Source organism: Dactylosporangium sp. NPDC006015, from assembly GCF_040614215.1.
Classification (GTDB): Bacteria; Actinomycetota; Actinomycetes; order Mycobacteriales; family Micromonosporaceae; genus Dactylosporangium; species Dactylosporangium maewongense.
In genome coordinates, this window is the sequence record NZ_JBEXUD010000029.1 from 123547 (window position 1) to 147625 (window position 24079).

A 24079-nucleotide genomic window follows, 5' to 3' on the forward strand; every position below is an offset into this window, starting at 1 on the left:
AGCGAGTACCTTTGGAACATGCCCGCAGACATCCCGTTCGGCTTCGGTCCGCCCGGCGGCGAGGTGCCGGATCCCAACGATCCGCGCCAGATGCAGCAATTCCTCAGCCAGCTGCAGCAACTGTTCGCCACGCCCGGCGGCGGCCCGGTCAACTGGGATCTGGCACGCCAGCTGGCGCAGGCCCACCTCACCGGCGGCGGGCCCGCCGGCGGCCTCGCCCAGTTCCCCGTCGGCTTCGCCATGCCCGGCACCGCGGTTACGCCACCAGCGAACACGGCCGATCCTGACGCCGCGAAGCCGGTCGGTGACCCTTCCGTGACGCCGGCGGAGCGCGCCGCGGTCATCGAGGCGCTGCGCCTGGCCGACCTGTGGATCGACCCCGAGTCCGCCCTGCCGTCCGGCGTGCGCGCCACCGCCGCGTGGAGCCGGGGCGAGTGGCTCAACACGACCCTGCCCGTCTGGCGCAAGCTCTGCGACCCCGTCGCCGCCAGGATGGTGTCGGCGATGACCGAGCTGGTCCCCGAGGAGATGCGCGCCCAGATGGGCCCCATGACCTCGATGGTCGCGTCGCTCGGCAGCGCCCTGCTGGGCGGCCAGCTGGGCACCGCCCTGGGCTCCCTCGCCGCCGAGGTCCTCTCCGCCGGCGACATCGGCCTGCCCCTCGGACCCGCCGGCACGGCCGCGCTCGTCCCGGCCAACATCGCCGAATACGGGCGTGGCCTGGAGATCCCCGACGACCAGGTGCGCCTGTACGTCGCCCTCCGCGAGGCCGCCCACCAGCGACTCTTCGGCCACGTCCCGTGGCTGCGCGGCCACGTGTTCGCAGCCGTCGAGGCGTACGCGGCAGGCATCCACGTCGACCGCGAGGCGATCGAGGAGGCGATGAGCCGCATCGACCCCTCGACCCTCGGCAGCGACCCGCAGGAGCTCGTCCTGGAGGGCATCTTCACCCCCGAGGACACGCCGCAGCAGCGCGCCGCCCTCGCCCGGCTGGAGACCGCGCTCGCCCTCATCGAAGGCTGGGTCTGCCACGTCGTGGACCGCGCCGCCGGCGACCGCCTCCCCGACGTGGTCCGCCTCTCCGAGGCCTTCCGCCGCCGCCGCGCCGCCGGCGGCCCGGCCGAGCAGACGTTCGCCGCCCTGGTCGGCCTGGAGCTGCGCCCCCGCCGCCTCCGTGAGGCCACGGCCCTGTGGGCAGCCCTGGCCGAGCACCGCGGCGTCGCGGGCCGCGACGCGCTCTGGGACCACCCCGACCTGCTGCCCGACGAGGAGGCGTTCGCGGACCCGGACCTGTTCGCCCGGACCCAGCTGGACCTGAGCGACCTCGGCTTCGCCGACGACCTCAGCAGCCTCGGCCTCACCGACGAGAAGCCGTCGAAGGGCACCTCGGACCCCGCGGCCGGCAACACCCCACCGGACAACGACCCCGGCCCCAGCGAGCCTGGCGACGAGCCCAAGCCCTGATCACAGGCGAGGCGACCGCGGGAGATCCACCAAGACGGGCAGCAGCCCCTGGATCTCCCGCTCCCGACCCCGCCCACGGCTCGAACACACCCCAGGCCCGCGCAACTACCGGCCCCTCACAACCCGGCGAGCCTTCATGACTGGCGGCCTCTCGCGGCAGCTGGCCTTCGCAGCCCGACGGGCCTTCCTGCCTGGCGACCCCTCGCAACCATGGGACATCCGCAGGTCGGCGCCCCTTCCCAGGCCAGCAGGCTTTCATGACTGGCGGGCCTTCGCGGCCAAGGCGTGCCTTCGTGGCGTGGCCGGCGGCCCGTGTGCCGATCCACACCCCGCGCCCTTGCCCGAGCGCCCCTTGTAGCCACCGATCCTTCGCCGCTGCCAGGCCCGCGTGCCGATCTCCCACCCTCCGGCACGACCCGAGCGTCCTTCACGGTCCCTCACCACCGCCCAACCCTCACGCCCGACGGGCCGCGCGCCGCTCCACGCGACCCCACGGTCCCTCACCGCCGGCGGCCGACCCTCGCCGCCCGACGGGTGGTGCGCCGCTCCGCGCGCGACCTGCAGCCCGGCCCGAGCGCTCTCTCGCGACCGGCGCCCCCTCGCAGCCGCCGGGGCCGCAGCGCAGTCACCCGACCCTCGCAGCCGTCGGGGGACGCAGCGCAGTCAGTCTGAGCGGGGCCGCTGCCTTGTAGCCACCGGGCACCCGCCAGGCCGGTGTCATGACCGCGATGCCACCGCGGCGGCCCTGACGACCAGCGGATCCCCCTGCTGCCGGCAGCGCGGCGAGAGCGGCAAGCACGGCCAGCTGGCCTCCTGCTGCCGGCTACTGCCGGCCGCAGCTGCAAGGGCGTTGAGGTGACCTCTTGCTGTCGGCGGGCGGGGCGCCGAGGTGACCACCCCTTGCTGCTGCCCGGCGGGCGGAGCGCCGAGGCGACCACCCCTTGCTGCCGGCGGGCGGCGAGGGCGACGAGCTGGCAAAGTGGGGCGACGAGCTGGCAAAGCAGCGGTCCTCGCTGCCGCCGATCCGTCGCGCGGCCGCGGATCATCGCCGCCGACGATCCTCACTGTGCCGAACAGCTTCCGCACCATGCCGCCCGGTCCCTCGCGGCGGGCAGACCCGCAACCGGCGTCGGCCCCTGCGGCCGGCCGGCGGGAAGGGGCGAACAGCACGACCCGAGCGACCGGAGCACAACTCGAACGCCGGCGACCGCAGCGACGCGACCGCGGCGACGGGCGACCCAACGCGGACGGGCGACCCCAACGCGCAGGCGACCGACCCTATCGCGCGGGCGACCGCAGCGACGGACCGGAGGACAGCGACGTCCCCCAGGGAGCCGCCAAGCGTTTAGTGCGGCCCGCGGCGCTCGTCGAAGAGAGTTACGCGACCAGGTTCGAACGGCGCTGACCGGTCAATCACACCGTACCTCAGGTCACCTAATTGATCTGGGCGGTCTCACTCTCCGCAGTCCGAACCTCACGCATCTGCCGCCAAGGGTCGGCGTGGGGTCAGGAGAGCAGGGAACGGGTGGCGTCCCAGCCGTCCAGGGCTAGGTCCAGGTGGCGGAGGTCGTCGGGGGTGCGGAGGCGGTGCCAGCCGGGGGCGGCGGCGACCATCGTCGGTTCGGGGGCGGGGCGGCGGGCGGTCGCGACGTCCGCGGTCTCGGGGTCCAGGTCAGGCAGCCAGGAGGGGACCGGCAGGCGGCACGCCAGGCCCAGCAGGCCGCCGCCCGCGGCGGGGGCGACCGCGACCGTCCGGGTCGACAGGGGACGGATCATCTTGCCGATCAGCATGGCCGGCAGGTCGGGGGCGTCGGCCATGAGCACGACGGCGCGTTCGTGGCCGTCGGCTGCGGCGGCGGAGAGGGCGGCGCGGATCGAGAGGGTCGGCAGCTCGTACTGCGGCATGCTCGGCCACGCGATCTTCGAGGCCAGGGGCAGGTCGGCGGGCAGCGCGGCGATCGCCGGCTGGACGAGCGGCAGCGGGGCGATCAGGTCGACGACGTCCTCGGCCAGGGCGGCGCGCCACGAGGACGGGTCCACGCCGGGTGGCGACCACGGGGTGGGCACGAGGAGGACGATGACGGCAGCCGAGACTCCCGGGACCGCCGGAGAGGAGAGCGGGCCGGTCATTCAGTGATCCCGAGACCCGCTGCCGCTGACACCCCCTCAAGATACCCCCGCGCCCGTTCGGACTTCGGGTAGCGGCCGACCAGCGCCCAGAAGGCGGCACTGTGGTTGGCGATGACCAGGTGTGACAGCTCGTGCAGCAGCACGTAGTCGATCACCCAGTCGGGCATCTCCTGAACTCGGTGCGAGATCCGGATGGTACCGTCTGCCGGCGTGCACGAGCCCCAGCGCCCGTTCTGGTTCTGCACCCAGCGCACGCTGGTCGGGCGGGCGGCGTTGGGGTGGTCAGGCAGGTAGCGGGTGGCGAGCCGCTGCGCGCGCGCCGTCAGCTCAGTGTCGGTGCGCCGGGCCCGCTGCTCGCGGACGGCCAGGCGCTCCAGCATTCGATCGACCCACTCGCGCTCCTCCGCCCGGGAGAACTGCGCGGGGATCAGCACGACGACCCGCTCACCATCACGGTAGGCAGACACCGTACGTCGGCGGCGCTTGCTGCGCCGCACCTCGATGACCGGCTTACGTGTCATGCCGGCCCCCTCAGGGTACCGCTCACGGAGGAACGCTAGCCGGAAACGGCCATCCCTCCGCAAGGGCCAATCTTGTGGAGGGCGCCCGTATGTCACCCATTCGTGGCGGCTCGCCGGAAAGATTCCACCGGTCGTCGGCCTGGTGAGGCCACTTGGCGGCAATTCATCCACAGCAACCCACACCGTTGCCCACACAGTTATCCCCAGCCTGTGCATAGTGTGTAGCGTGCGGTTAGAGGAAGATCTTCCGATTACGCTCGGCGTGTCCCGTCTTACCGCACTTTCCCCGAGTGTCCGACAAGGCACACTCACCACGTCGACCTAGCTGGTCAACACCGGTGCGTGCACCGGACCGAGATGAGGAGGGCATCGTGGCCGAGACGTACAACGGCTACTGCGTCAAGTGCAAGGAGAAGCGGGACTTCGAGGGCGAGATCGCGATCTCGAAGACGGGCATGAAGATGGCCAAGGGTGCCTGCCCGGTCTGCGGCACCACGGTCAACCGGATCCTCGGTAAGGCCTGAGACGCAAACAAACACGGCCGCCGTCGGCGGGCCGTACACATCGGCTCCTCGCCGCCCCCGCCCGGCGCGTGAGCCCCGAGATCGTCGCGCTAGAGCAGCAAGGTTGGCCCGCGCGCTTTACAGCGTTTGCGCCTTTCCCTGTGGACAACTCGGCGGCTGGCTGTGGACAAGTCCGGCCGGCGGTGGATATCCCTGTGGACAACCACCCCGGCCGGAGCCTGCGCCGGTGGCAGTCTCCCGGTCATGCGACCGACACTCCTGCCGAACCTCCGCCGCCTGTGGCGTGACAAGCAGACCGTCCAACTCGGCACCGACCCCGCCGGCGCCGTCGTGCTGCACCTGTGCCGGCCCGAGCTGGCCCGGGTGCTGGACCTGCTCGACGGCGCGCACACCGAGGCCGCGGTCGTCGCGGCCGGGGAGGCGCTCGGCCTGACCTCGGCGGAGGTGCTCAGCCTGGTACAGACGCTGCGCGACGAGGGCCTGGTCGTCGCCGCGCACGCACTCGTCCCGGCCGGCCTGCCGGCGCCGGTGCACCGCCGGCTGAGCGTCGAGGCCGCCGCGATCGCCCTCCGCCTGCGCCGGCAGGCCCCGCCACCCCACGCGACACCCAGCGACGCGACCGGGACACCGAGGCACAAAGAGGGCACGCGGCGAAAACCCGAACGGACCGCGCCCGCCGAGGTGCTCCGCCGCCGGTACGCCTCCCGCGTCGTCATCGCAGGGGACGGCCCGCTGCTGGCACCGCTCGCGGCGCTGCTCGCGGCCAGCGGGGTCGGGCACGTCGACCCCGTCGTCGACGGCGTCACCGGGATCGGCGACGTCCTGGTCGGCGGCCTGCTCGCCGACGAGGTGGGAGTTTCACGGGCGGTCGCGACAGGCGGCGCCGTCGCCAGGTACGCGCCAGGGGTGGACCTGTCCGCGGCCCGGACGGACCACGTCGACCTCGTGGTGCGGGTCGGCGACCGCCATCCTCCCGCGCTCGCCGGCCGGGGGCTGCGGCTGGCGAGCCTCCCGCGGCTGGAGCTGACCGTCCGGCTCGGCACGGTGCTCGTCGGTCCGCTGGTACGACCTGCCGCCTCCCCCTGCCGTGCCTGCCTGGACCTGCACCGGCGGGATCGCGACCCGATCTGGCCGGTCCTCGCCGCGCAGCTCGCCACGGCGCCGTCCGGCGACGGGGAGCCGTGCACGTCGGCGACGGCGCTCGCGGGGGTGGCGTTCGCCGCCGACGAGGTGCTCGCGTTCCTCGACGGGGCGGCGTCGCGGACCGAGGCGGCGATCGTCGAGATCCCCCGCGCCGGTGAGCTGAGACGCCGGGAATGGGTGGCCCATCCGCGCTGTGACTGCCGTCGCCGTCGTCGTGCAGCGCAGAACGGGTAAGAATGACGTGTGACCGAGATCCCTAGGGGCGCAGTCGCCCGCACCGCACGACTGGCGTCGCTTCCTCTCGGGCTGGCCGGGCGGGCCGCGCTCGGCCTGGGCAAGCGAGTGACCGGTATGGCCGCCGACGTGGTGTCCGCCGACGTCCAGCGACGCACCGCCGAGCACCTGTTCAGCGTCCTCGGGCAGCTCAAGGGCGGTGCGATGAAGATGGGGCAGGCGCTGTCCGTGTTCGAGGCGGCGCTGCCGGAGGAGCTCGCCGGGCCGTACCGGGCGGCGCTGACGAAGCTGCAGGAGGCCGCCCCGCCACTGCCGGCGGCCAGCGTCCACGCCGTGCTGCGCGAGTCGCTGGGCGAGGACTGGCGGGACCTGTTCAAGGACTTCGACGACAAACCGGCCGCCGCGGCCAGCATCGGGCAGGTCCACAAGGCTGTGTGGGCCGACGGCCGCGACGTGGCCGTGAAGGTGCAGTACCCGGGCGCCGGCGAGGCGCTGCGGGCGGACCTGAACCAGTTGGCCAGGTTCGCCGGGCTGTTCAAGGCGATCCAGCCGGGGCTCGACGTGAAGCCGCTCGTGCAGGAGATCCGCGACCGGGTCACCGAGGAGCTGGACTACGAACTGGAGGCGGCGTCGCAGCGCGCGTTCGCGGCGGCGTTCGACGGCGATCCCGACATCTGCGTGCCGCAGGTCCTCGCGTCGTCCCCCCGGGTCCTCGTCACCGAGTGGATCGAGGGCGTGCCGCTGTCGACGATCATCGCGTCCGGCACCGTCGAGGAGCGCGACGCGGCGGGCACCCGGATGGCACTGCTGCACTTCTCCGCCCCCGCCAGGGCTGAGCTGCTGCACGCCGACCCGCACCCCGGCAACTTCCGCATGCTGCCCGACGGCCGCCTCGGGGTCCTCGACTTCGGCGCGGTGGCCCGCCTGCCCGGCGGCCACCCCGAGGTGATCGGCCGCCTGACCCGCCTCGCCCTCGCCGGCGACGCCGAGGCGGTCCTGTCCGGCCTGCAGGACGAGGGCTTCGTCAAGCGCGACGCGAAGATCGACGCGGCGGCGGTGCTGAGCTACATCAGGCCGATGCTGGACCCGGTCGCGGAGCCGAGGTTCCGCTTCAGCCGCGCGTGGCTGCGCGCCGAGGCGGGCCGGCTCGCCAACCCGAAGAGCCCCGCGTACGCGATGAGCCGCCAGCTCAACCTCCCGCCCTCGTACATGCTCACGCACCGGGTGACGCTCGGCTCGATCGGCGTGCTGTGCCAGCTGGAGGCCGAGGCCCCGTACCGCGAGATCATCGAACGCTGGCTGCCCGGCTTCGCCGAACCGAAGAAGACCACCCGCCGCCGCAAGTCGGAGTAGCACAAGTGACCGCGGGAACGACCAGAACCGTCACTTGACCACGGCGACGGGGCGAAGATCGGCGCCCCGAAAGCAACGCCGGCACCGGGCCAGCCGACGCAAGCCGCGCTGATCGCGCATCAACGGCCGCGGGTGTACGACGTCCGCCGCGTTGCGCTGGTTGCGAAAGCCAGCGTCGACGCGGGCTGGGTCGAAGATCGATGTGACGTGCACTGGGTCGCGAAACCAACGACGGCACGCGGACAGCAACGCGACGTCAGCCGACCCGCAGGCGGATCCTCAACCGAAACCCGGCCACCACCATGATCGAAGGACGCCCCTGGTCGCCCGGACAGCCACCAGACGACATCGATCACGACGCCCGCCACCACGACGGTGAGTGGCGGCGCCGGCGGTCGGTCAGAGCAAGGCAGAGCGGGCCCCACGGTGGCACCGGGAGGCCCGCTCTGTGTGTTGCGGTCGGATCAGTGTCGGCTCAGCTGACGCTCCTGCTCACGGCGGGCGCGCATCGCGATCTGACGGGCGGACGAAGAAGCCTCAGAGTGACGGACAGCCTGAGGCTGACGCATTCGGGCTCGGGAGAGTGCTTCGTGGAGTAGTTGCAAAGACACGGTCAAGCTCCTCAGGGAGATGGTGCGAACGTCGGTGAGTTGAAGCCGGGTCGGCTGCGCGGCGCGCAGGCCTCGGCTGGCTGGCAACGGATGTGCACTCATGTCAGGCCGCCACGCTCGCGGCCACGGCCGCGGTGCGAGCTGCGACCTCGACCCGCAGGACGGCGTCGCGAGCGACGTCCTCCTTGCGCGGACGGCCACGCGGACGCTTCCGCGGGACGACCGCACCGCGCTCGAAGATCTCGCCACCCCAGACACCCCAGGGCTCGGCGCGCTCGATGGCGCCGGCCAGGCACTCGACGCGCAGAGGGCACTCCACGCAGAGCGACTTGGCCAGCTCGAGCTCCGCCGGCGAGTCGGCGAACCACAGGTCCGGGTCGAAGGTGCGGCACGGCAGGTCGGACTTCACGCCCCGAGCAGCGACAAGGAGACGCTCGTCGGCGCTCTCAACGCGCACATCGCGCGATGCCAAGGCCAGGCTCATCCCGGTCACCCCTTTCTGTTTCTCGATCGTTTGGTGGTGATCGTCGGTGCAAATGACTGAGGCCGCGGATCCCGGTGTCGGGTTCCGCGGCCTCGAGGTGAGCCGGTAAGTCGGTCTGTTAGACCGGCCTGCCTCGAGGTGGTGTGCCGCGGACTCCGCCGTTGGGCTTCGGAGCCGTCAGGTCGTGCTTGTCGTTCGCGGTGAGCCCACTGGTCCCCTGAACCTGGACTCCCCGCCGGTCGAGCAGCTGGACGCCAACGGCGGGCATCTGCTCAACGGTGCGGTCGCGCTCGATGGTGCTGGTGGTGCCGGTGGTGCCACGGCCGGCCTCGCGGCCCAGAACCGAAACGCCCTGGACCTTGACGCCGCCCAGACCGGTCGCGGAGACCCTGCTGCCCTGGACTTCGACGCCGCCCGGGACCAAGACGCCGCCCAGGGCCGCGACGCCACCCGTGACCGCGAAGGACGCGATCGGGGCAGCGGCCGGAGCGAAGGCAACGGTCGGGACCGGGAAGGCCGAAGCGGAGGAGCCTCTGACGGCGGACTCCTGCCACAGGGCGGAGGCCGACGCCAGGGACGGGGCGCAGAGGGCATGCAACACCGGCTGTAGCTCGGCTGAGATATAGAGCTTCACGGGTCGCACCTTCTCTCCACACTCGTCATGGCTCGGCCGCCGGGGCTCCGGCGTTCGTGTTCGCAGGCTATGTCGCCTCTTCAGGGTAGGGCAATCGAATTTCCGGGAAAACTTCTTGTCAGTTTTCCGCCCATCGACATCAGTCGCTCCCGACGAGGTCCTCGACGGTGCGTCCGGACACCAGCGCGAGCACGTCGTCGCCGTACAGACCGAGCTTCCGGGGGCCGATGCCGGCGATGACGGCGAGCTCCTCGCGGCGGCCCGGACGGCGCTCAGCGATCGCGGCGAGAGTGACATCCGTGAATACAACGAAGGCCGGGACCTTCTGCACGGCGGCGAGCCGGGCCCGCCAGTCGAGCAGCCTGGCCAGCAGCTCCTCGTCGCGGTCGGACGGGCAGCCGGCGCAGCGGCCCAGCTTGCGCTCCGGCCCGCTGAGCAGCCCGGCGCCGCAGACCCGGCACAAGACGGCGACGGCGCGCTTCACCCGGGCGGCCACCTCGCTCTTGCCGATCCCCGGCGCGCTCCTCGCGAACGAACCAGAGCCGGAGCCGCCACCGGACGCGCGCCCCGGCTCCAGCGCCGGCAGGAAGCGGGTGGCGCGCCGGGGGCGGCCGCCGGGCGTGCGGGCGCCGGCGTAGGACAGCCAGAGGGTGTGGCGCGCGCGGGTGACGCCGACATAGAGCAGCCGGCGCTCCTCCTCGACCGCGTCGGGGGTGCGGGCGTGGATGACGGGCATCGTGCCCTCGGCGAGGCCGACGAGGAACACGGCATCCCACTCCAGGCCCTTCGCCGAGTGCAGCGACGACAGCGTGACCCCGGCGACCGTCGGCACGTGCTGCAGGGCTGCGCGGCGGGCGAGCTCCTCGTTGAACGCCTCGAGGCCGAGCGCCGGCATGCTCTCGGCGAGCGTGACGAGCGCCGACACCGCCTCCCACCGCTCGCGGGAGGCCCCGCCGGCGGGGATCTGGTCGGCGCGCCAGCCGACGCCCTCCAGGGCCTTGGTGACCGACTCGGTCAGGGGCGCGTCGGGGTCGAGCGACCGGGTCGCGGCGCGCAGCGCGATCATCGCCTGGCGGACCTCGGCGCGCTCGAAGAACCGCTCGGCGCCGTGCACCACATAGGGCACCCCGGCCTCGGCGAGGGCCTCCTGGTAGACCTCGGACTGCGCGTTGACCCGGAACAGCACGGCGACCTCCTCGGCCGGCGTGCCGGAGGCGATGATCTCGCCGCAGCGGGCGGCGACGGCGGCGGCCTCCTGCGGCTCGTCGGTGAACGAGCGCAGGACCGGCTCGGCGCCCGGCGGGCGCTGCCCGATCAGCTCCAGGCGCAGCCGGGCGAGCTCGCCGCGGGCCTGGCCGATGACCGAGTTGGCCAGGGCGACGACCTGCGGGGTGGACCGGTAGTCACGGACGAGCCGGATGACGGTGGCGTCGGGGTGGCGGCGCTTGAAGTCGACGAGATAGGACGCGCTGGCGCCGGTGAACGAGTAGATCGTCTGGCTGGCGTCGCCGACGACGGTGAGGTCCTCGCGGTCGCCGAGCCACGACTCCAGCAGCCGCTGCTGCATCGGGTTGACGTCCTGGTATTCGTCGACGACGAAGTGCCGGTATTGCGAGCGGATCTGCTCCGCGACGTCCTCGTGCTCCTCCATGGCCCAGATCGCGGCCCGGATCATGTCCTCGAAGTCGATCACGCCGTGGGCGCGCTTGACCCGCTCATAGGCGGCATAGACCTCGCCGACCTTGGCCGCGTCGAACGGCGGCTCGCGCAGCGCCTTGCCCGCGGCGACCGCATAGTCGGCGGGCTCGATCAGCGACGACTTGGCCCACTCGATCTCGCTGGCGAGGTCGCGGGCGCCGGTGCCGTCGATCTTGACGCCGGCGCGGGTGGCGGCGAGGCCGACCAGGCGGGCCTTGCTGTCCAGCAGCTCGGGCATCTCGCGGCCGGAGAAGAGCCGCGGGGCGAAATAGCGGACCTGGCGCAGCGCGGCGGCGTGGAACGTGCGGGCCTGGACGCCGCCGGCGCCGAGCTGGCCGAGGCGGGCGCGCATCTCGGCGGCGGCCCGGGCGGTGAACGTGACGGCGAGGACGTGCTGGGCACGGACGTGCCCGGAGCGGACCCGGTGGGCGATGCGGTGGGTGATCGCCCTGGTCTTGCCCGTGCCGGCGCCCGCGAGGACGCACAGCGGGCCGGCCGGGGCAGTGACCACGGCAGCCTGCTCCGGGTCAAGACCTGCGAGTGGGTTTGAGGAGTCCGCCACAGGTAGGCATCATTCCAGCCGGGTATGACGTTTCCGCCAAAGTACCTACCGGAACCGACAGCGATCCCGACGAGGAGACAACCGGATGCTGACCATGTACTCGACCACGTGGTGTGGCTACTGCCACCGCTTGAAGTCGCAGATGGATCGCGAGGGCATCCAGTACGAGGTCGTCGACATCGAGCGGGACCCGGCGGCGGCGAAGTTCGTCGAAAGCGTCAACGGCGGCAACCAGACCGTGCCGACCCTGAAGTTCGATGACGGCACGGCGTTGACCAACCCGACCATCGTCCAGGTGAAGGCACAGCTGGCCAACGCGATCAGCGGCTGACGGACAAAACCGCACCAAGGCCTTCACAGCGCGCAGCCGGCTCACTACGGTGGCCGGCATGCGGGTGGCTCGCGACTACGCACTGGGTGCCGTCATGGCGCCCGAGCGGCCGAGGGTGGCCGACCCGGGGCTCCGGCGGCGCATCGCCGGTTACCTGTCCGGCGGCGCCACGATCGGCCGCGGGCAGGGTGTGCTGCACACCGACGGCGTGTGGGTCTGGCCGGAGCGGTTCGTCGCCGAGGTCCTCGACGACGGGCTCGCCCCCGAGCCGGACCTGCTGCGGCACATGGTGCGGCAGGACTACCGCGCGCCCGAGCCGGAGCCGGGCCCGCGGTTGACCGACGACGCGCTGCGGGCGTGGCGGGCCGGGCCGCCGGTGGCCCCGCGGCCGCTGATCACGTACTTCGTCCGGCTCGACGGCGAGACGACGCCCGAGGCGCCGCTGTCGCTGCTGCGCCGGGTCGTCGACCCCGCCGGGCAGGTGGCGGAGGAGGCGCTGTGGCGCGACCTGGCCTGGCACCCGACGCAGGCGTTCGGCTCACACAAGATCGACTATGACATCCGCGAGGTGACCCCGGCGCACGCCGCCGGGGTCCTCGACCGCTGGTGCGCGCAGTGGCACCGCGACGCGCTCAGGAGAAGCCGAGCCACCCCGTGATCGCTCAGGAGAGGCCGAGCCACTCCGTGATCAGGTAGTGCGCGATCGACGCGGGGAAGGGCAGGCCGAAGGCTCGCGAGCTGCCGTCCAGCACCGCGGCGATCTCGGAACGGGTGAACCATCGCCCCTCGAGGATCTCCTCCTCGTCGACGACGACGGGTGCCCCGACGGGCGCGGTGGCGTGGAAGCCCAGCATCAGCGACCCCGGGAAGGGCCACGGCTGGCTCGCCACGTAGGTGACGCCGCCGACGACGACGCCGACCTCCTCGAGCACCTCGCGGGCGACCGCCATCTCGGCGGACTCCCCCGGCTCGACGAACCCGGCGAGCGTCGAGTAGCGCCGGACCCCGCCGGCCTGCGCCCACTGCGCGTTACAGCCCAGCAGGCACCGCCCGTCAGGCCCGTCGACCCCGTCGTGGACCAGCATGATGACCGCGGGGTCGGTGCGCGGCCACAGCGTCTCCGCGCCGTCCTCGGTGGTGCGGACCCATCCACCCTGCGCCGGGACCGTCAGCTTGCCGCTGAGGGGGCTGTACGGGTGCCGTGAGTGCCAGTTGGCCAGCCCGACGGCGGTGATGAACAGCCCGGCCGGCAGGTCCGGCAGCGCGTGGCCCACCTGGCGCAGCGACACCCGCCGGGTGCCGGGCAGCGCCGTCACGTCGGCGGCGACCGCGAAATACACGGTGCCGTCGGTGTCCTCGCCCAGGAAGAACCGCTCGCCCGGCGGCGCGTCGGCCGGCTCCACGAACACGAGCTCGGGTGGGTCGTCGCCGCGGACCAGCATGTGCCCGTCGTCGACGACCACCACACGGGCCCGCGACCAGGCCTCCTTCAGCCATTCCGGGTCAGTACGGCGATGCGCCGCCCGGTCGAGCACGCCCCTCGCGAGCGGCGGCCCAGGCCGGGCGGCGACGGACGCCGGCGCCGCCAGCTCCGTCATGCCCCCGCCTCCGTCATGCCCGGGCCGGCGGCACGTGGCAGCGAGCTCATGATGCGGCTCGGGTGACCGCCGTCAATGCGGCCAGGGGCTGCTCGATCTTCTCCGCGTCGCCGAGGACGACCGCCGCGATCCGCGACGGCGCCAGGTACTGCGCGGCCGCGGCCGCCACGTCCTCGCGGCTGACGCGGGCGAGCCGGACGGCGTGCTCGGCCAGGTAGTCCAGCCGCAGCCCGAAGCCGGCATACGTGGAGACCAGCCCGGCCAGCCCCGCCTGCGTCGACATGCCCAGCTGGAGGGTGCCGAGCGCGTACTGGCGGGCCTGCTCCAGCTCGTCCTCCTTCGGCGGGATGCTGGCCAGCCGGCCCAGCTCGTACAGCGTCTCCAGCAGCGCGGGGCCGGTCACCTCGGTCGCGACCTCGGCGGCGACGACCAGCGCCGACCCGGCGACGGCGTGCTCGACGAGGGAGTGCGGGCCGTACGTGTACCCCTTGTCCTCGCGGATGTTCTCCACCCAGCGGGAGGAGAAGTAGCCGCCGAAGACGAGGTTCGCCAGCTGGAGCGCCGCGTGGTCGGGGTGCCGGCGGGTCACCGCGGGCAGCGCCAGGCGCAGCGACGACTGCACGGACCCGGGCCGGTCGACGAGCGTCAGCGGCCCCGGCTTCAGCTCCGGGGTCGGCGGCAGTTCCACGGTCGAGCCCGCGCCGTCCCACTTCGCCAGCATCCGCTCGGCGGCGGCGATCGCCTTGTCGGGCGCGATGTCGCCGACGATGACGAGGGTCGCGCCGGCCGGGTGCAGCCGCTCGGCGTGCAGCGTGCGCAGCGTGCCGGGGGTGACCGCCTCGACGTGCTCCGGCGCCGGGGTCTGCACCGCATAGGGGTGCTTGCCATACATCCGCTTCAGCAGCGCGGCCCGCGCGAGGTGGCTCGGCTGACTCTGCGCGACCCGGATCCGGTCGACCAGGCGGGCCCGCTCGGTGCTGACCTCCTCCGCCGGGTAGTTGGCGTCGGTGAGCACCTCGGCGAGCAGGTCGAGCAGCCGGTCCAGCCCGCTGACGAGGGCGTTGCCGGAGATCAGCAGCCGGTCGGGGTCGGCGCCGGCGGACAGTCCGCCGCCGACCTTCTGCAGCTCCGCGGCGATGTCGACGGTCGACATCGCGGTCGTGCCCGACAGCACCGTCTGCGTCAGCAGCGCGGCGCGGGCCAGGTGCGCCTTCGCGAACGGCACCCGCAGCCGCACCTCGACCAGCGGCACCGACGGGCGGCGCAGCGCGATCACGGTCAGCCCGTTGTCGAGGGTCCGCTCGACGGTCTTCGGCAGCTTCAGCGGGCGGTTGGGCCCGAGCACCGGCACGGTGCGGAGCAGGGTTTCGGCAGTCACTTGGCTCCTCCGGCAATGACCTCGACCGCGGCGCGCCGCGACGGGACCAGCTCGGCCGCCGCGGCGATGATCTGCTCCTCGGTGACGCCACCGATCAGCGTGTGGAGCTGGTTGAGCAGCTCGGGCTCGCCGCGCTGCTGCTCCAGCACCGCCATCTGCAGCGCCCGGCCGAGCACCGCGTCGGTGTCGCGCAGCAGGTGCGTGGCCATGCGGGCCTGGGTGCGGCTGAGCTCGTCGGGCGCGAGGCCGTCGGTCGCGATGCGCTGGCACTCCTCCTCGACCGTGCGCAGCACCTTGTCGACGTCGCCGCCCGGGGGCAGGTGCGCCTGCAGGACGAGCGCGGTGGGGTCGCGCACCGCGAACGGCTCGCCCATGAAGCCGACATACCCGCCGACACTGGTCACCGTCCGGTCGCGCAGCACGAGGCGCTCCACCAGCCGGGACGCGTCACCGTCGGTAAGCACCTCCGCGAGGACCACATACGGCAGGTACCCCTCAAGATCGTTGATCGGGTCCGGCACCCGCCACGCCGCGGCGACCGCCGGCAGCGGGGCCAGCCGGTCCTCGTACGAGTCGCGGCGCTCGCTCGTCAGGTCGGGCTCGGCGAAGTCGGGGCGGGCCGGGGCCGGGCGCGCCGGCACGTCACCGAAGTGCCGCTCGATCAGCGCGGTCGCGGTCGCCACGTCGAAGTCGCCGGACACCGCGAGCACCGCGTTGCCGCACGCGTAGTAGCGGTCGAAGAAGTCGGCGGCGTCGGCGACGGTCGCGGACTCCAGGTCGTCGAACGACCCGTAGCCGTCGTGCGCGTTGGCGAACGTGTCGAACATGACCGGGGGCAGCCGCAGCCACGGGAAACCGCCATACGGCCGGTTCAGCACGTTGACCCGGATCTCCTCCTTGACCACGTCGACCTGGTTGCGCAGGTTCTCCTCGGTCAGGCGAGGCGAGCGCATCCGGTCCGCTTCGAGGAACAGTGCCCGCTCCAACGCGTTGGACGGCAGCGTCTCGAAGTAGTCGGTGTAGTCGAAGTGGGTCGACCCGTTGAAGGTGCCGCCCGAGCCCTGCACGTAGCGGAAGTGGGCCAGCTTCTCCAGGCTCTCGGAGCCCTGGAACATCAGGTGCTCGAACAGGTGCGCGAAGCCGGTGCGACCCTGCGGCTCCGACCGGATGCCGACGTCGTAGACGACCGCTACGCCGACGACGGGCGCGGCCCGGTCGGGCGTGAGCACCACCCGCAGGCCGTTGGGGAGGGTGAGGCGCTCGACCGGATACTTGGACGCGGGAATCCGCACAGCGGGACTACGACGAGGCACCCGTCGAATCTATCCCCTCCCGCGCGATCCGCCGTCGCCGACCGCCGACTCGTCCCGTTCCGTCGCGTTCACACCATCGCCTCGTCGTCGCGGGCGGGTGCCGGCTCACCCGTGGCGGCGGCGCGCCGGAGGCGGAGCTCGGCCCGCAGCGCGTACCAGAGCAGCACCCCGATGAAGGCGACCAGCGGCAGGCTGAGCAGCCACCCCAGCGGCCCCCGGGACCGGGCGGGGAGCGGCTCCGCTACCGGCTGTCCGGCGGAGGGCGCCGACGCGGTGGCCGACGGGGACGGCGCGACCGACGGCGCCGGCGGCTTCGCGAGCGGGATCGTCCTGGTCAGCGCGGGCACCAGGTCGACCCGGCCGACGCCGAACTGCGGGTCGACGCCCTTGTCGCCGGCGTCGACGGCGGTGACCGTCAGGCGGTGCACGATCTCGTCGGCGGGCAGCTTCGGGTACGCCGCCCGGACCAGCGCCACCACCGCGGCCAGCTCGCCGGCCGCCATGTTCCCGGCGTCGACGCGGTAGCCGCCGCCGGTGTTCGTGGTCATGATCTCCTCGCCGGGCACGCCGAACCCGAGCTTCCGGCCGCTGTCCGACGCGACGAGCACGTCGCCGGCGCGCGACAGCGGCACCGCGGCGAGGACCCCGTCGTACGCGGCCGGGTAGGGCTCGAACGCCTCGCCGGCCCGGTTGCCGTCGGCGGCGACGACGATCGCGTCGGCGGCCTGCGCCTCGCGGACCGCCTGCTGCAGGCGCTCGCTCCCACCGACGGAGTAGCCGACGACGATGACCTTCGCGCCGCGGACGGTGGCCAGCTCGATCCCCTCGGCCAGCTGGTCCGGGGTGACGGTGCGGGCGCCGGCCGGGTCGGGGGTGGCCGGGTTGCCGAGGACCACCGGCAGGATGTCGGCGCCGGGCGCGATGCCGAGCACCCCGTTCTGCCGGTTGGCGCCGTGCCCCTGCCCCGCGATCAGCCCGGCGAGCGCCGTGCCGTGCCCGTCGGGGTCACCGGGCGGGATGGGCGAGCCGTTGGTGTAGATCGCCGGCAGCACGCTGGCGGTCAGGTCGATGTGGTTGCGGTCGACGCCGTTGTCCACGATCGCGACCGTGACGCCCTCGCCGCGGGTCTTCTCGTTGGCTTCGCTCACCCGCAGCCACTGCAGGTGCCACTGATCGTCACGGATGCCGTCGGCGCGCGCCGGGCTCACCGGAACGAGCGCGAGCACGACCCCTGCAACCACTGCCGCCTTTTTCACGGCGCCAGCGTGACCTATAGACGCAACCGGCGCCAGTCGGCCGTTCGGCGCTAGACGGGCCGGACCGACTCGGGTGCTTCGTCGGCGATGTAGTCGAACTGGCGGTGGGTGTCGGGAATCGACACGTACAGGATGGCGGCCTCGGGTTTGCCCAGGTCGACGAGGGCGATCGAGACCAGCTCACTCTTCGCGCGCAGGCCCGGCTGGGAGAAGTGCAGGCGGAACTTGATCAGCCGGCCGGGCCGCCCGCCGAGGGTGAGGTCCTTCGCGGAGATCTGCTCCAGCTGGTTGCCCTTGGGGTAGAAGCTGATCCGCACGTCGGCGGCGATCTGGTCGCCCACGCACCTGAGGTCCAGGACCATGCCGTCGTTGACCGCGGCCGGGACGTGGCCGGAGAGGATCGTGGCGTGGTAGTCGCTGCCGCCGTTGTAGTCGGGCTCGGTGACGAAGTGCTGGCCGGTCCGGTAGGTGACCTTCAGCTCGCCCTGGTCGGCCCAGACGTTGTCCCACGGCCCCCACGGGGCGCCGTACTCCTTGTAGGAGATCCCCGACTCCTCGTCGACGGTCCGCGGGCCGGCGGGCGCCGGGTCACCACCGGGTGGGAGCTCGGGTGGGATGGTCGGCGGCGGGCAGCGGCGGGCCAGCTCGGGGCGGGTGTCGCTGGGGCCTTCGGCGCGGCGGTCGAAGAGGCCGCCGGGGGTCGTCGCGTTGCCGGTCATCAGCGAGACCAGGACGACGACCAGGCCGATCGCGACGACCGCGATCGCGCCGCCGGTGAGCAGCTTCAGGATGCGCTTGTTGCGCTTGACCGGGTCGTCATCGTCGTCGCCGCCGCCACCGCCGGTGCCCCACGACGGGGGTGGGACGATCGGCGGCACGCCGAGACCCGAGACCCGGCCGGACTGATAACCCGGCGCCGCGCGCGGCGGCTCGGCCGTGCGCTGAATCGTCGGCGCCGGCCCGACGGGCGCCAGCACGACCTGCGTGTCCGGCTGAGCCCACGGTGAATGCTGCTCGGTCATCTCACCAGCAAGTGTCGCAGCCCGGTGCCAGTCTGCCAAAAGCGGCTATGGCTGCGGCTGCGCCGGCGTGCGCACGTCGGTGACCTGCGGGTATCTGGGCGTGTCGGCGGCGGCGACCGGGCCGAGAACGATCAGGGCGGCGGTCAGCACCCCAGCGGTCGCCACCCCGACCACCAGTGCCACCTCGCGCGTGTGCGATGCCTGCATCGTGCGCACTTCCCCTCGCATGCCCGTCCGCATGCCCCTTGGACAGCTTCGAGGACGCCGAGGTTCCGTGGACAGCGAGATGTCGGAAGCTTGACGGCAGTTCGTTAGAGACCGGACGCGGGCAGGGCCGCGATCAAGGCCAGCAGGCCGTCGGTGTCGAGCAGGTCGGCCGGGCGGACCGTCACCCCGTCGCGGACGTAGAAGAACGCGGCGCCGACCTGCTCCAGTGGCACACCGCGCAGCTCCGACCAGGCCAGCCGGTACGCGGCGAGCTGCACCGCCGCGGCGGTCGCGTCGGCGCCGGTGGGCTGGGCGCCCGTCTTCCAGTCCACGACGTCGAAGCGGCCGTCGGGATACGCGTAGACCGCGTCCATCCGCCCGCGGACCACCACCCCGGCGACGACGGAGGCGAACGGCACCTCCACGTCCAGCGGCACCCGGTCGGCCCACTCCCCCGCCAGGAACCTGGCCTGCAGCTCGGCGAGGGCCTCGTCGGGCGCGGCGCCCTCGTCGGCGGCGCCGGGCAGCTCGTCGAGGTCGAGCAGCCGCTCCGCCTTGAACCGCTGCTCCAGCCAGTGGTGGAACGCGGTGCCCCGGCGCGCGTACGGATCCGGGCGCGACGGCAGCGGCCTGCGCAGCGTCCGGGCCAGCCGCTGCGGGTCACGGCGCAGCGCCACCAGCTGCGACACCGACAGGTGCCCGGGCAGCACGACCTCGACCGGCGCGTTGAGCTGCGGCGTGATCCGGGCCCGCTCCGCCAGCAACAGGTCCGCCTCCGCCGCCCAGCGCTGCCCCGACCCGTCCGCCAGGACCTCGTCCGGCCAGTCCACTCTTGGCGTTTGCGGCGTATGTACGACTGGCGCCTCCCCGACGCCCTTACCGGCCACGGCCGGGCTCAAATCGTCCGAATCCGACGCGACACCCCGCGCGGCCGACGCGCCCGGCGCGGAAACGCCCCCTCCATCCGCAACGTCCGTCCCGACCGGCGCGGAAACGCCCCCTTCGTCCGCAGCGGCCGTCCCGACCGGGTGCGGGTCGTCCACGTCCGACGCGAAGGACGGTGCCACCGACGCCGGCGCGGGAGCCACCTCGTCCTCAGCGGCGACCGTCCCGACCGCCGCGGGAGCCAACTCGTCCTCAGCAGCGACCGTCCCGACCGCCGCGGAGGACGCCCCTGCCTCCGCAGTGGCCGTCTCCGCTGGTGGCGCGGTGAGAGCGGCGGTCGCTGCCCGTACCATCGCCGCCGCCGCTTCGAGAAGAGGCCGGCGGGCGCCGAGGGGGTCGGCGGGCCAACTGGCGCTCGGCACCTGCTCGGCCGTCGGGTTCTGCGCGTCGGGGGCCGGGGCGGCGGCCCAGACGTCGACCATGCCGGCGCCGGACGCGCACCGCTCCCGGATCTCGTCGAGGAAGACCGACGGCCCACGGGCCCGCTTGACGCCGTCGCCCCACCAGTAGCCGCTGGCCAGCAGCAGCCGGCGGGGGCGGGTGACCGCCACATAGGCCAGGCGCCGCTCCTCGCGCACGTCGTGGTGGCGCCAGTCCTCGGTGAACGCCTCCAGCCGCCGCACGACACCCTTGATGTCGGCGGCCGCCGACAGGTCCAGGACCGGCAGCCCCCCGCTGTCGCCGCGCAGCGGGAAGGGCAGCACGCCCAGGCCGCGCAGCCAGTGGTCGCCGGCGTTGCTCGGACCGGGGAACACGTCGGCGCAGAGACCGGCGACCGACACCACGTCCCACTCGAGGCCCTTGGCGGCGTGCGCGGTCAGGATCTGCACCGCGCCGGAGACGACCTCGACCTCGCCGGGCGCGAGGCCGCGCTCCTCGTTCTCCGCGGCGGCGAGGAACGCCAGGAACGCGCCGAGGGTCGCGCCCTCCGACTCGCCGGCGAAGCGGGCCGCGATGTTGCTGAACGCGTCGAGGTGCCCGCGGGCCAGGCCGGCGTCGCCGGGCCGGGCGGCGACCTCGACGTCGAGGCCGGTGGCGCGCTCGATGTCGGCGACGAGGTCCGGCAGCGGCTGGTCGAGGCGCCGGCGCAGGCGGCGCAGCTCCGTGCCGAGCGCCGCGAAGCGGGCAAACCCGGGCTCCGAATACGCGGCCGCGTCGCCGAGGTCGTCGAGGGCCTCCACCAGGACCGCCTCGTCGAGCCGGTCGGCGAGGGCCGGCTCCTCGTCCTCCGGCCCTGCCCGGCGGGCGGCGGCGATGGCGCGGGCCCGGCGGTACAGGGCGACGAGGTCACGCGGCCCGATCCGCCACCGCGGGCCGGTCAGGATGCGCAGCAGCGCCGCTCCCTCGGCCGGGTCGGCGAGGACCCGCAGGACGCTGACGACGTCACGGACCTCGGGCGTGTCGAGCAGGCCGCCGAGCCCGACGACCTCGACCGGCAGGCCGCGGGAGCGCAGCGCGTTTTCCAGCGCGGGAATCTGCGCGCGGGTGCGGACCAGCACCGCCGTCGTCGGCCGGTCGTCGACGGGGATGTCGAGCGGGAACGTGTCGGGCGCGACCTTCGCCGCGAGCCGCCACGACGCGACGACCCGGTCGGCGATCCAGGCGGCCTCGCCGGCATACGTGTCGAGCAGCGCGCAGTGGACGGTCGCGGTCGACGCCGGCTCGGCGAGCACGTCGGCCGGGGCGAGCTCGGCGACCCGGGCCCCGTGCGCCCGCAGCGGCGCGGAGATCGTGTTGGCGACGTCGAGGATCTCGGGCCGGTTGCGCCAGCTGGTGGTCAGCGTCAGCTCGCCGGCAGGGTCGCCGGCCACGGTCGGGAACTCGGTCGGGAACCGCTCCAGGGTGCCCGCGGACGCGCCGCGCCAGCCGTAGATCGACTGGCAGGGGTCGCCGACGGCGGTCACCGGGTGGCCGCCGCCGAACAGCGACCGCAGCAGCACCACCTGCGCGTGGCTGGTGTCCTGGTATTCGTCGAGCAGCACCACCCGGAAACGGTCCCGCTCGACGGCGCCGACCTCGGGATGCGCGAGCGCGACGCGGGCCGCCCTGGACAGCTGGTCGCCGAAGTCCATCGCCTCCAGCAGCGCCTTCTTCTCCTGGTACTGCCGGATCAGCGGCAACAGCTGCAGCCGGGCCTGCTGCCGGGACAGCACGTCACGGACAGGCTTGGCCATCTTGCCGGTCTTGCCGCTCACCTCGGCGAAGAACCGCCCGGTCCACGCGGCGACGTCCTCCGGCTCCCGCAGGTGCTCGGCGAGGTCCCCGGCCAGGTGCAGCACCGCGTCCACCACGGTCGACGGCGCCGACGCGACCGCCGTCATGTCGCCGTCATACCCGCGGACGACCGCGTCGGCGAGCTGCCAGCACGCGGCCTCGGTGAGCAGCCGCGTGCTCGGCTCGAAGCCGGCCCGGACACCGTGCTCGCGGACCACCCGCGCCGCATACGAGTGGTAGGTGGCGACGGTCGGCTCCCCCGCGATCAGGTCGTCGCGCCCGAGCCGCCGCACCAGCTGCCCGAGCCGCTGCCGGATCCGGTGCGACAGCTCGCCGGCCGCCTTCCTGGTGAACGTGAGCCCCAGGATCTGCTCGGGGCGCACGTGCCCGTTGGCGACGAGCCACACCACCCGCGCCGCCATCGTCTCCGTCTTGCCCGACCCGGCGCCCGCCACGACGAGCAACGGCTCCACCGGCGCCGCGATCACCGCCGCCTGCTGGGCGGTCGGCGCCGGCTGCCGGAGCAGCTTCGCCAGCTCGACCGGCGGGAAGCTCACCCGCCGGTCGAGTCTCCCGCCGCCGGCGCTCTGGTGCTCGGTCTGGGTCATGTGACGTGCCGGCCTTTGCCCGAGACGGGGCAGGAGGTCTTGACCGGGCAGACGCGGCACTTGTTGTTGACGACCGCGTTGAAGGTGGAGGCCGCCATGGTCTGGGCGGTCTTGCGGACCAGCGCCTGCGCCCAGTTGGGGTCGCCGGACTCGCCGAGCGGGGCCTGGACCTGCTCGCGGGCGGCATTGGTCTCGCCGCCGAGCTGGACCAGGGAGGCGCCGCCGGAGACGGTGGACTCCTCGAAGGCGCCCAGCTCGATCGCCGCCTGGTAGGCCGCGAGCTGCGGGTGCTCGGCGAGGTTGGCATTGGCGGGGATGGACTTGCCGGTCTTGAGGTCGACGACGACGAGACGGCCCTGCTCGTCGAGCTCGAGCCGGTCGACGCGGCCCTTGATCTCGACCGGGCCGTCGGGGTCGGCGAGCTCGACGAGGAAGTCCTGCTCGATCGCGACGAGGCGGCGCGGGTTGCCGGCGAGCCAGCCGATGAGCTTGTCGAGCATGGTCTCGGCGCGGTCGCGCTCGCGGCCGGCGAGCCAGCGCGCGGAGAGCTCGATCGCGTCGAACCGGTCGGCGACATAGGCGACGAGCTGGGCCCTGTCGGCGGTGGCGTCGGAGGCGAGCATCGCGGCGGCGTGCACGAGGTTGCCGATCGACTGCTCGGGCGACGGGGCCAGCTTCCCGCCGTGCCGCTCCAGGAGCCAGCGCAGGCTGCACCGGTCGACGCTCTCCACGGTCGACGGGGTGACGGTCACCGGCTCGCCGGCGTCGACGAGGGGGCGGTCGTCGGACAGCGGCGGCAGGCCCCACCAGCTGTCAGGGTCGGCGCCGGGCACCCCTTCGGCGGCGAGCCGGGCGAGGATCGCGGCGGCCGCGGCGCGGCGGCCGGCGGAGGCGTCGGGGTCGATCAGGGCCACCCGCAGCTCGGCGACGAGCGTCGGCAGGGTCAGCGCGCGGGGCGGCTCGAACACGGCGCCGCCGCCGGCGTCGGCGTCCGGGTCGAGACCGGCCAGCTCCAGCAGGAAGCGGCTCGGCTGCTCCTCGCCGTCGCCGGAGGCGACCGCGGTGACGAGGACCTGCTCGCGGGCCCTGCTGACGGCGACGTAGAAGAGGCGGCGCTCCTCGTCGAGCAGCGCCGACAGCCGGCCGATCGTCTCCATGGTGCGGCCGGCGAGGACCTCGACGAGCAGCTCCGAGCCGAGCACGCTGCCGCGCAGCCGCAGGTCGGGCCAGACGCCCTCCTGCACGCCGGCGACGGCGACGACGTCCCACTCGAGGCCCTTCGCGGCGTGCGCGGTCAGGATGCGGACGGCGTCGCCGCGGTCGGCGGACGGGGCGAGCGAGTCGGCGGGCAGGTCCTGCCCCTCGACGTGGTCGAGGAAGACGGCGATGCCGGCGCCGGGGAGCCGGTCGGTGAAGCGGGCCGCGGCGTCGAAGAGCGACACGACGGCGTCGAGGTCACGGTCGGCGGCGGCGCCGCGGTGGCCGCCGCGGGAGCTCAGCGCCGTCCACCGGTCGGCGAGGCCGCTGCCCTGCCAGGCGGTCCACAGCACCTCCTCGGCGGTGGCGCCGGGCCGGGCCGCGGCGTCGCGGACGGCCCGCAGCAGCTGCCCGACGGTGCGGGCCGGTGCCGCCCACCGCCGCTCGACCTCGGCGAGCTCGCCCGGGTCGCGCAGCGCCCGCAGGAGCAGGACCCCGGACGGGCGGCGGTCGCCGGCGGCGAGCGCGAGGGCGCGCAGGCCCTGCCGGAGTCGGCGCCGGCGGCGGGGGGGGGGGGCGGCCGCCGGGGGGGGCGGGCACGCCGGCCGGGGGCAAAGCGGATACGGGGGGTGGGGGGGGGGGTGTTGAGAAA

19 protein-coding genes are annotated in these 24079 nt (G+C 73.7%); 6 read left to right on the forward strand and 13 right to left on the reverse strand.

Features of this window, described 5'->3' with window-relative positions:
* The first annotated feature begins 18 nt into the window (after positions 1-18).
* Positions 19-1464 carry a zinc-dependent metalloprotease gene (locus tag ABZ321_RS38130; RefSeq protein ID WP_354900399.1) on the forward strand — a complete coding sequence of 482 codons (1446 nt, stop codon included), beginning with the start codon at positions 19-21 and terminating at the stop codon, positions 1462-1464.
* Between the two features lie 1506 nt (positions 1465-2970).
* Here the strand turns inward: ABZ321_RS38130 and ABZ321_RS38135 are convergent.
* Together ABZ321_RS38135 and ABZ321_RS38140 are read right to left on the reverse strand one after the other, a co-directional pair.
* A complete protein-coding gene (locus tag ABZ321_RS38135; protein WP_344503720.1) occupies positions 2971-3594 on the reverse strand; it encodes a hypothetical protein in 624 nt (207 codons plus the stop codon).
* The gene (locus ABZ321_RS38140) at positions 3591-4115 is read right to left on the reverse strand and encodes a M48 family metallopeptidase (RefSeq protein ID WP_344503721.1); all 525 of its coding nucleotides are present in this window, start codon (positions 4113-4115) and stop codon (positions 3591-3593) included. Before ABZ321_RS38140 ends, ABZ321_RS38135 begins: the two co-directional genes overlap by 4 nt.
* 371 nt (positions 4116-4486) lie before the next feature.
* Here ABZ321_RS38140 and ABZ321_RS38145 point away from each other — a divergent pair, with 371 nt between their 5' ends.
* The 3 genes from ABZ321_RS38145 (at position 4487) to ABZ321_RS38155 (ending at position 7369) form a co-directional block, all read left to right on the forward strand.
* A complete protein-coding gene (locus ABZ321_RS38145; RefSeq protein WP_190251171.1) occupies positions 4487-4639 on the forward strand; it encodes a DUF5679 domain-containing protein in 153 nt (50 codons plus the stop codon).
* A 243-nt stretch (positions 4640-4882) separates the two neighbouring features.
* Positions 4883-6016 (forward strand): TOMM precursor leader peptide-binding protein, encoded by a 1134-nt coding sequence (locus ABZ321_RS38150; RefSeq protein ID WP_354900401.1) that lies wholly within the window; start codon positions 4883-4885, stop codon positions 6014-6016.
* A gap of 9 nt (positions 6017-6025) precedes the next feature.
* Positions 6026-7369 carry an AarF/ABC1/UbiB kinase family protein gene (locus ABZ321_RS38155; protein ID WP_344503723.1) on the forward strand — a complete coding sequence of 448 codons (1344 nt, stop codon included), beginning with the start codon at positions 6026-6028 and terminating at the stop codon, positions 7367-7369.
* Positions 7370-8083: 714 nt separating this feature from the next.
* On the opposite strand, the gene ABZ321_RS38160 is transcribed toward ABZ321_RS38155, so the two are convergent.
* The 3 genes from ABZ321_RS38160 to ABZ321_RS38170 all read right to left on the reverse strand — a co-directional run bounded on the left by ABZ321_RS38160 (position 8084) and on the right by ABZ321_RS38170 (position 11358).
* Entirely contained in the window at positions 8084-8464 is a 381-nt protein-coding gene (locus ABZ321_RS38160) for a WhiB family transcriptional regulator (RefSeq protein ID WP_344504016.1), read from the reverse strand.
* 118 nt (positions 8465-8582) lie between these two features.
* Complete coding sequence (locus ABZ321_RS38165; RefSeq protein WP_344503724.1) at positions 8583-9107, reverse strand: hypothetical protein; 525 nt, start codon at positions 9105-9107, stop codon at positions 8583-8585.
* Positions 9108-9237: 130 nt separating this feature from the next.
* A complete protein-coding gene (locus tag ABZ321_RS38170) occupies positions 9238-11358 on the reverse strand; it encodes an ATP-dependent DNA helicase UvrD2 (RefSeq protein ID WP_354900404.1) in 2121 nt (706 codons plus the stop codon).
* An 85-nt stretch (positions 11359-11443) separates the two neighbouring features.
* Here ABZ321_RS38170 and ABZ321_RS38175 point away from each other — a divergent pair, with 85 nt between their 5' ends.
* Positions 11444-11689: a mycoredoxin gene (locus tag ABZ321_RS38175; protein WP_354900405.1), complete on the forward strand. Its 246-nt coding sequence runs from the start codon at positions 11444-11446 to the stop codon at positions 11687-11689.
* Between the two features lie 58 nt (positions 11690-11747).
* A complete protein-coding gene (locus ABZ321_RS38180) occupies positions 11748-12347 on the forward strand; it encodes a hypothetical protein (RefSeq protein ID WP_344503727.1) in 600 nt (199 codons plus the stop codon).
* Positions 12348-12351: 4 nt separating this feature from the next.
* On the opposite strand, the gene nudC is transcribed toward ABZ321_RS38180, so the two are convergent.
* From nudC to ABZ321_RS38220, 8 genes are all read right to left on the reverse strand, one after another.
* Positions 12352-13287, reverse strand: a complete 936-nt coding sequence (nudC, locus tag ABZ321_RS38185; protein WP_354900407.1) for an NAD(+) diphosphatase — start codon at positions 13285-13287, stop codon at positions 12352-12354.
* 46 nt (positions 13288-13333) lie between these two features.
* Positions 13334-14665, reverse strand: a complete 1332-nt coding sequence (locus tag ABZ321_RS38190; RefSeq protein WP_344503729.1) for a pitrilysin family protein — start codon at positions 14663-14665, stop codon at positions 13334-13336.
* Complete coding sequence (locus ABZ321_RS38195) at positions 14662-15957, reverse strand: pitrilysin family protein (RefSeq protein WP_344504017.1); 1296 nt, start codon at positions 15955-15957, stop codon at positions 14662-14664. Before ABZ321_RS38195 ends, ABZ321_RS38190 begins: the two co-directional genes overlap by 4 nt.
* Positions 15958-16046: 89 nt before the next feature.
* Positions 16047-17234: a S8 family serine peptidase gene (locus ABZ321_RS38200; RefSeq protein WP_354900409.1), complete on the reverse strand. Its 1188-nt coding sequence runs from the start codon at positions 17232-17234 to the stop codon at positions 16047-16049.
* Between the two features lie 50 nt (positions 17235-17284).
* Entirely contained in the window at positions 17285-18256 is a 972-nt protein-coding gene (locus tag ABZ321_RS38205) for a hypothetical protein (RefSeq protein ID WP_344503731.1), read from the reverse strand.
* 45 nt (positions 18257-18301) lie between these two features.
* Positions 18302-18463 carry a hypothetical protein gene (locus tag ABZ321_RS38210; RefSeq protein ID WP_344503732.1) on the reverse strand — a complete coding sequence of 54 codons (162 nt, stop codon included), beginning with the start codon at positions 18461-18463 and terminating at the stop codon, positions 18302-18304.
* Between the two features lie 104 nt (positions 18464-18567).
* A complete protein-coding gene (locus tag ABZ321_RS38215; protein ID WP_354900412.1) occupies positions 18568-22230 on the reverse strand; it encodes a UvrD-helicase domain-containing protein in 3663 nt (1220 codons plus the stop codon).
* A partial coding sequence (locus ABZ321_RS38220; RefSeq protein WP_354900414.1) for a PD-(D/E)XK nuclease family protein occupies positions 22227-24079 on the reverse strand: 1853 nt, incomplete at its 5' end. The genes ABZ321_RS38215 and ABZ321_RS38220, both read right to left, overlap by 4 nt.